This window comes from Streptomyces sp. NPDC060028, from assembly GCF_042736725.1.
In the GTDB taxonomy this organism is placed as follows: domain Bacteria; phylum Actinomycetota; class Actinomycetes; order Streptomycetales; family Streptomycetaceae; genus Streptomyces.
Genome location: NZ_JBHWVJ010000097.1, coordinates 19986 through 27729 on the forward strand (window position 1 = coordinate 19986; position 7744 = coordinate 27729).

Here is a 7744-nt window from a genome sequence, read left to right on the forward strand (position 1 = left end):
CGGCGGCCCGGCGGCGTAGAACTGGCTGAGTATCCGTACCCAGGCGCGAGATGAGTACGCGCGCGGATGGCCCCCACCTGCGCGGACGCCAGACTGGGGGCAACGGACAGGGACCCGGCCCGCACCGCCGACACGGGGCTGCGGAGCGGGCCGGTGATCTCTGCCGGGTGGGGGTGGAACGACGATGCGGCGGGGCTCGGGGGGATCGAGCCTCGCCGCACCGCCGTCCCCGGGTACGGGGCGGGGCCCCGGGCCGGGAGCCGCGGCGGGCTCAGCCGCGGCCGCGGAGGGGCAGGCGCAGGCGGATGGCCGACCAGCGGGCCGAGGCCGCCGAGGCAACGGCCGACCAGCGGGCCGCGGCCGACCACTGGAGCCGGGCCGCCGAGCGGGGGAGCAGCAGCGCGCGCAGCCGGGCACCGCGGGAGACGCCCGCCAGCAGGCCCGCCCGGACCGCCAGCACGTCCGCCGACAGCCCCTCGTACGGGCCCGCGGCAGCGCCGGGCGGCGCGTACAGCACCCGCTCCACCGCCCCCGCGATCCGCGCGGCGGCAGCCGCCGCCTCGGGCTCCAGCCGCCCCAGCTCCACCATCCGCGCCGCCGCGCCGCGCGGGGACCGGGCCTCGTCGGGGGTGATCCCGACGTCCCAGGCCGCGTCGCCCAGCTCCCGCCAGGCCGCCGGCACCTCGCGCGACCCCAGCCGTCGGGCGCGCACCCGGCCCCGCCACAGCAGCGGCAGGAAGGGCAGGACGAGCGCGGCCAGGCCGACCGCCGTCCAGGTGAGCACGGACCGCAGCGACGGGCCGCCGCCCGAACCGGTGTCCTGCCGCAGCGCGGGCCCCCCGCACTCGCCCAGCCTCTTCATGGCCGGCGGGCAGTCGTCCGTCTTCGACGGAGCCGCCGACGGCTCGGCCGCGCTCTTCGACGGCGCCGCCGTCGGAGCCGTCGGCTGGGTCTGCGGGGCCTCGGGCCGGCTGTAGTCCGGCACGGTGATGCCCGAGCGCGGCGTCGGCTCGAACCGCGTCCACCCCACGCCCTCGAAGTACAGCTCCGGCCACGCGTGCGCATCGCGCATCGAGACGTTCACACTGCCGTCGGACTGCTTCGCCCCGGGCGTGAACCCGACCGCCACCCGCGCCGGGATCCCGAGCGAACGCGACATGGAGGCCATCGAGAACGCGAAGTGGATGCAGAAGCCCTCCTTGTCCGCCAGGAAGCGGGCGATGGCCTGCGAACCGGTCCCCGAGGACACCTTGGTGTCGTAGCGGAATCCGCCGTTCACCGCGAAGTAGTCCTGGAGCTTCACCGCACGCGTGTAGTCGTCCTTCGCGCCCTGCGTGACCCGGCGGGCCGTCTCGGCGACCACCGGCGGCAGGTTGGCCGGCAGCTGCGTGTACTCCGACTCGATCAACGGGTTCGGCTTCGGCGCCGTCTGCAGCTGCTCGGCCGTCGGCCGCAGCAGCAGGCTCCGTACGGTGTACTGCGCGCCCTGGACGTTCTGGAACTTGTCCTTGGCCAGCTGGTCGCCGACCAGCGTGCGCCCGGCCGGCTCGAACCGCCACTTCCCGCCGATGTCCACGCCCGTCGCCGGGTACGGCATCGGCAGGTAGCGCTGCGCGTACGTCTCGGAGGACGAGATGCTCGTCCGCACCTCGACCGCGTCGGCGCGCACCTCCTCGCCGAGCCCCGGCGGGTTCGGCATCCTGGCCGGCACCTCGGTCAGGGCGCGCCCGGAGGCCTCCCACTTGACGCCGTTGAACTCGTCCAGCGCCAGGATCCGCAGGTACTGCTCGCCGAGCTGCGGGCTGTCCGTGCGGTACTTCAGCACCACCCGGTTGTCCTGCGCGTTCAGGCTGCTCTGGAGCGAGACCAGCGGGTTGACCGCCTGGATCTGCCCGCCGCCCGGGCCGCTTCCGCCGCCCTCGCCCGCCCCGCCCAGCAGCCCGCTGCCGAGCGCCGGCAGCACCGCGGGGACGGCCAGTGCCAGACCCAGGGCCACCGCGCCGAGCCGCCGGCCGGTGCGCACGGGGGAGACGGCCTGGCCGCCGTCCGGTCCGCCGCCGTATCCCGAGGCCGCGGACACCCGCCCGCTCGGGGCCGCGCCGAACACCCGGCCCCACTGCGCCAGCCGGTCGCGGCCCTCGGCCAGCAGCAGCAACAGGTAGCCGCTGCCCGCCAGCAGGAACGTGAACCAGGAGGACTCGCCGCCGCCCGACAATCCCGCGGCCACCGAGTACAGCGCGAGCAGCGGCAGCCCGGCCGCCGCGGCGGTCCGCGCCGTGACCGCCAGCACGTCCACCAGCAGCCCGACCAGCAGCACCCCGGACATCAGCAGCAGCCGGATGCCGTCGGTGAGCGGCGCCGGGATCGCGAACTCGCCCACGTCCTGGACGCCCTGGCGGAACAGCGCGCCGAAGTCCGTCACCAGGTAGGCCAGCGGCCCGTTCCCGGTGGACTCGCCCTTCCCCGCGAACACGAACGCGAGCACCAGCAGCGACACGAGCGCCTGCGAGGCCACGGTCAGCGAGCGGGCCAGCGGCACCCGCCGCGCCCCGGCGCCCACCGCGCTCTGCACGCACAGCAGCAGCGCCGCCTGCGGCATCCAGCTGGCCGTGTCCACCAGCCCGACCAGCGACCACGAGGTGAGCAGCGTCGCCAGTACCGCGAACAGCGTCAGTCTCGCCCGCCCGCTCATCCCCAACCCCCCGCAGCGCCGGTGCCGACCCGGGCGTTCCCGGCCTGTTGCCACAGCTCCCCGAAGGCCACCCCGGGCGGGACGGCCAGCGCCGTCCAGCCCGCGTCGCGCAGCCGGCTCACCGGCTCCGCGCCCTTCGGGCCGGCCGCGCCGACCGAGGGCCGGCCGGACCAGGCCGCGGAGTCCAGTACGAAGGCCACCGCGGCCCCGCTGCGCTGGCGCAGCCTGGCAGCCATCTCGGTCTGTGCCTTGTCCAGGTCCCCGAGGAAGGCGACGAGGAGCCCGTCACCGCCCGCTCCGCCGAAACCGCCGCCCCCGGAGCCGCCGCCGCGCACCGCGTCGTACGCCCGCGAGAGCCCGGCGCCGTCGGAGTGCCCGACCACCGCGAGGGTGTCCATCAGCAGCCCGGCCGCCTCGGCGGACTCCTGGCCGCCGGAGGAGAAGCCGCCGCCCTCGCCGGGTACGCAGTCCCCGGTGTCGGTCAGCAGCCGTACGGAGAACCCCTGCTCCAGCAGGTGCACCAGGGTGGAGGCGGCCGCCGACACGGCCCACTCGAAGGCCGAGTCGGGCCCGGCGCCCTCGTAGGCGAGGCGGCGGGTGTCCAGCAGGACGGTGGCCCTGCTGCGCTGCGGCTGCTCCTCGCGGCGCACCATCAGCTCGCCGTAGCGGGCCGTGGAGCGCCAGTGCACGCGGCGCAGGTCGTCCCCGCGCCGGTAGCCGCGCGGGATCACGTCGTCGTCGCCGGCCAGGGCCAGCGAGCGCCGGCTGCCGTCGCCGTAGCCGGAGGACTCGCCGGTCAGCCGGACCGGTGCGAGCACCTCGGTGCGCGGGATGACGGTGAGGACGTCGTACGTGCTGAAGGAGCGGGTCAGCTCGACCAGCCCGAAGGGGTCGGTGAGGCGCAGCTGGAGCGGGCCCAGCGGGTAGCGGCCGCGCAGGTCGGAGCGGACCCGGTAGGACACCTCGCGCCGGCCGCCGGGCTCGACCCGGTCCAGGACGAAGCGGGGCCGGGGCCCGAGGACGTACGGCACCCGGTCCTGGAGCATCAGCAGCCCGGTGGGCATGCGGGAGACGTTGTCCATGCGCAGCTGTACGCGGGCCTCGGCGCCGGCGGCCACCCGCATCGGGGTCAGCCGACGGTTGCCGGTGACCCGGTGCCGGGTGCGGTGCAGGGCGTAGACGCAGATCAGGGGCAGGGCGGCGAGCAGCAGCCCGACCCGGAGCAGTTCGCCCTGGCCGAGCATGTACGCGCACACGGCGGCGGCGATTCCGGCGGCCAGGAAGGACCGGCCGCGGGTGGTCAGCCCGGACAGCGACGCCCGCAGCCCGCCGAACCCGCCTCCGCCCTGGCCGCCGGCGCCGTGCGGGGCACCGGCGCTCATCAGAAGCCCCGGACGCCCGCGCCGGGCGGGATCTCGCCGCGCGCGTGCGCGGCGGGGACGGGGGTGCGCTGCAGGATGTCGGCGACGACCTGCTCGGCGGTGCGGCGGCCCAGCTGGGCCTGCGCGGTGGGCAGCAGCCGGTGCGCGAGGACGGGGGCGGCCAGCGCCTGGACGTCGTCGGGCAGGACGTAGTCCCGGCCGGCCAGGGCGGCGGAGGCCTTCACGGCGCGCAGCAGGTGCAGGGTGGCGCGGGGGGAGGCGCCCAGGCGCAGGTCCGGGTGGCTGCGGGTGGCGGCGACCAGGTCGACGATGTAGCGCCGGACGGGCTCGGCGACGTACACCTCGCGCACGGCCTCGATGAGCTTGACGATGTCGTGGGCGTGCGCGACGGCCGTGAGGTCGTCGAGCGGGGAGATCCCGCCGTGCACGTCGAGCATCTGGAGCTCGGCCTCGGGGCTGGGGTAGCCGACGGAGACGCGGGCCATGAAGCGGTCGCGCTGGGCCTCCGGGAGGGGGTAGGTGCCCTCCATCTCCACAGGGTTCTGGGTGGCGACCACCATGAAGGGGCTCGGGAGGGTGTACGTGGTGCCGTCTATGGTGACCTGGCGCTCCTCCATCGACTCCAGCAGCGCGGACTGGGTCTTGGGGGAGGCGCGGTTGATCTCGTCGCCGATGACGATCTGCGCGAAGATCGCGCCCGGCTTGAACTCGAACTCGCGGCGCTGCTGGTCGTAGATGCTGACGCCGGTGATGTCGGAGGGCAGCAGGTCCGGGGTGAACTGGATGCGCTGCACCGAGCAGTCGATGGACTTGGCGAGCGTCTTGGCCAGCATGGTCTTGCCGACGCCGGGCACGTCCTCGATGAGCAGGTGGCCCTCGGCGAGGAGCACGGTGAGCGCGAGGCGGACGACCTCGGGCTTGCCCTCGATCACGGTTTCGACCGAGTGACGCACCCGCTCCGCCGTGCTGGTCAGATCCGCGAGGCTCGCTCGGTCGTCATACGTGGTCACCTGGTTCTCCTCGGCCCTTTCTCAGGGCCGACGCCCTTGGCGCATCACCGGCCCACCCCAAATACGGACACCGGCCCGGAGGGTATCCGGGTGACGTCTCCCCGCATTCTTGACGGCGTTACGGCCTTGTGTCACTCACGAGGCCGGATCGATCTCCCGGAGCAGTCCGGTGTGCACGTCGAAGACGAAGCCTCGCACATCGTCCTTGTGGGGCAGGAACGGGTTGGTCCGGACCCGCTGCATGGACTGGCGGACGTCCTGGTCCACGTCGCGGAACGCCTCCACGGCCCAGGCGGGGCGCTGGCCGACCTCGTCCTCCAGCTCGTGCCGGAAGTCCTCGGTCAGGCTTTCGAGACCGCAGCCGGTGTGGTGGATGAGTATCACCGTGCGGGTGCCGAGGGCGCGCTGGCTGATGGTGAGGGAGCGGATGGTGTCGTCGGTGACCACTCCGCCCGCGTTGCGGATGGTGTGGCAGTCGCCGAGCTCCAGGCCGAGGGCGGCGTGCAGGTCGAGACGGGCGTCCATACAGGCCACGACGGCCACGTGGAGGACGGGGCGGGCGTCCATGCCCGGGTCGGTGAATTGCGCGGCGTACGCGAGATTCGCCTCAACCAGTCGGTCGGTGACGGATCGGACGCGCGTGGCCTTGGGCGCGGAGTCAGCGGGCACGTGTGCGGAAGTCGTCATGCTTAAGACGTTAATGGTCACAGCTCGTGTAGGCAGCGAGTGAGGGTGGACAAAGAAGGTCAACAAATCCTGTTGTGAGCTAACCCACAGGGGTGAGGCGGGGGCGGCCGTCCGGGTGATTCGCACCATTTGCCGGTTCACCGGGAGAGGGGCGCACCGCGCGCGGGGCGGTTCGTTGACCGCGGCGACCGTTGCACTAAAGTGACGCGAACCGGCCGGAGCCCGGCCCTGGCGGGCCGCCCGGCCCTGGAAAATACCGCGTGCGCGGCGCGTACGTACGGCTCTGTACGGTTGCCGCGCCGTTATCTGAGAGGGCGCTTTGACTAGCGAGTCCCGACATGTCCCGGTGATGCTCCAGCGGTGCCTGGACCTGTTGGCCCCGGCGCTGGAGAGGCCCGGGGCCGTCGTCGTCGACTGCACCCTCGGCCTCGGCGGCCACAGCGAGGCCCTGCTGACCCGGTTCCCCGAGGCGCACCTGATCGGCCTCGACCGCGACAAGGAGGCCCTGCGGCTCTCCGGCGAGCGGCTCGCGCCCTTCGGGGAGCGCGCCACCCTCGTCCACGCGATCTACGCCGACCTGGCGGAGGTACTGGACAGCCTGCGCATCCCGACCGTGCAGGGCATCCTCTTCGACCTCGGCGTCTCCTCCATGCAGCTGGACGAGGCCGACCGCGGATTCGCGTACGCGCAGGACGCGCCCCTGGACATGCGGATGGACCAGACGACGGGCATCAGCGCGGCGGAGGTCCTCAACACGTACGCCCCGGGCGAGCTCGTACGGATCCTGCGCCAGTACGGCGAGGAGAAGCAGGCCAAGCGGATCGTGTCGGCGGTCGTCCGCGAGCGTGACAAGGAGCCCTTCTCCAACAGCGCGCGCCTGGTCGAGCTGATCCGCGACGCCCTGCCGCAGGCGGTGAAGCGGACCGGCGGCAACCCGGCCAAGCGGACCTTCCAGGCGCTGCGGATCGAGGTCAACGGGGAGCTGTCCGGCCTGGAGAGGGCCATTCCGGCGGCCGTGGACCGGATCGCCGTCGGCGGCCGGATCGCGGTGCTGTCGTACCACTCGCTGGAGGACCGGCTGGTCAAGCAGGTCTTCGCGGCGGGCGCGACCTCCACGGCCCCGCCGGGACTGCCGGTGGTGCCGGAGAAGTACCAGCCGAAGCTGAAACTCCTGACGCGCGGTGCGGAGCTGCCGACGGAAGAAGAGATCGCGGAGAACCGGCGGGCGGCGCCGGCCCGCTTCCGCGGGGTGGAGCGCATCCGGGAGGCGAGGCTGTGAACAAACGCGGGGGACGGCTCGGGCGGGCCCTGGCCGGCAGCCCGGCCGGGCAGGCGGCGCTGACGCCGTTCGTCCTGCTGGTGGTGGCGCTGCTCGGCGGCGGCCTGATCAGCCTGCTGCTGCTGAACTCGGCGCTGAACCAGGGCTCCTTCCAGCTGAGCAAGCTGAAGAAGGAGACCACCGCGCTGACGGACGAGGAACAGGCCCTGCAGCGGGACGTGGACGGCCACTCGGCGCCCGACGCGTTGCAGCGGCGGGCGCAGGAGCTGGGCCTGGTGCCCGGCGGCAGCCCGGTCTTCATCGGCCCCGACGGCAAGGTCACCGGCACGGCCTCCCCGGCGGCGGAGCCCCCGCCGCCGTCCCCGCCGGCCTCCCCGGTCTCCGCCCCGCCCCCGTCGGGCGCGCCGCCCGGCCCCGCGGCCCCGCAGTCCAACCCAACCCCAGGCAGGTGACGCAGTGACCCGGACCCCTGCGGGACGCAAAGCCCGGGGCTCCGCCCCGCCAAGAGGCGACAGCAGCCCAGATCCAGCCCCGCCGGCGTTCGAGGCGCGGGGTCCGGGGCGGCGCCCCGGCAGTGCCGCCGCCCACGCGCACCCCCGCGGAGCAGCCGCGTGAGCCCGCAGGAGCCCCCGCGGCGGCGGGTGCCCGGCCCCGGCAGACCGCGGCCCGGCGGCGAGCGCGCGCGGGCCACCGC

The 7744-nt window shown here is 74.4% G+C and carries 6 protein-coding genes; 2 read left to right on the forward strand and 4 right to left on the reverse strand.

The window, feature by feature from the left end; all coding sequences use genetic code 11:
- Nucleotides 1–271: 271 nt before the first annotated feature.
- From ACFWBF_RS32285 to ACFWBF_RS32300, 4 genes are all read right to left on the reverse strand, one after another.
- On the reverse strand, nt 272–2692 hold the full coding sequence (locus tag ACFWBF_RS32285; protein ID WP_385608142.1) for a transglutaminaseTgpA domain-containing protein: 2421 nt from the start codon (nt 2690–2692) through the stop codon (nt 272–274).
- On the reverse strand, nt 2689–4074 hold the full coding sequence (locus ACFWBF_RS32290) for a DUF58 domain-containing protein (protein ID WP_385608144.1): 1386 nt from the start codon (nt 4072–4074) through the stop codon (nt 2689–2691). The genes ACFWBF_RS32285 and ACFWBF_RS32290 overlap by 4 nt, the downstream gene beginning before the upstream one ends.
- Nucleotides 4074–5084: an AAA family ATPase gene (locus tag ACFWBF_RS32295; RefSeq protein ID WP_385608145.1), complete on the reverse strand. Its 1011-nt coding sequence runs from the start codon at nt 5082–5084 to the stop codon at nt 4074–4076. Before ACFWBF_RS32295 ends, ACFWBF_RS32290 begins: the two co-directional genes overlap by 1 nt.
- A gap of 135 nt (nt 5085–5219) precedes the next feature.
- Complete coding sequence (locus ACFWBF_RS32300) at nt 5220–5771, reverse strand: beta-class carbonic anhydrase (protein ID WP_385608147.1); 552 nt, start codon at nt 5769–5771, stop codon at nt 5220–5222.
- 349 nt (nt 5772–6120) lie between these two features.
- On the opposite strand from ACFWBF_RS32300, the gene rsmH reads away from it, so the two are divergent.
- Together rsmH and ACFWBF_RS32310 are read left to right on the forward strand one after the other, a co-directional pair.
- Nucleotides 6121–7050 (forward strand): 16S rRNA (cytosine(1402)-N(4))-methyltransferase RsmH, encoded by a 930-nt coding sequence (rsmH, locus tag ACFWBF_RS32305; RefSeq protein WP_385608149.1) that lies wholly within the window; start codon nt 6121–6123, stop codon nt 7048–7050.
- On the forward strand, nt 7047–7502 hold the full coding sequence (locus ACFWBF_RS32310; RefSeq protein ID WP_385608151.1) for a hypothetical protein: 456 nt from the start codon (nt 7047–7049) through the stop codon (nt 7500–7502). The genes rsmH and ACFWBF_RS32310 overlap by 4 nt, the downstream gene beginning before the upstream one ends.
- Nucleotides 7503–7744 lie beyond the last annotated feature (242 nt).

What these genes read in the sequence shown, in the direction of transcription:
- ACFWBF_RS32290 (WP_385608144.1), bottom strand. Translation starts at nt 4,074, where the DNA reads ATGAGCGCCGGTGCCCCGCACGGCGCCGGCGGCCAGGGCGGAGGCGGG.
- rsmH (WP_385608149.1), top strand. Translation starts at nt 6,121, where the DNA reads ATGCTCCAGCGGTGCCTGGACCTGTTGGCCCCGGCGCTGGAGAGGCCC.
- ACFWBF_RS32300 (WP_385608147.1), bottom strand. Translation starts at nt 5,771, where the DNA reads ATGACGACTTCCGCACACGTGCCCGCTGACTCCGCGCCCAAGGCCACG.
- ACFWBF_RS32285 (WP_385608142.1), bottom strand. Translation starts at nt 2,692, where the DNA reads ATGAGCGGGCGGGCGAGACTGACGCTGTTCGCGGTACTGGCGACGCTG.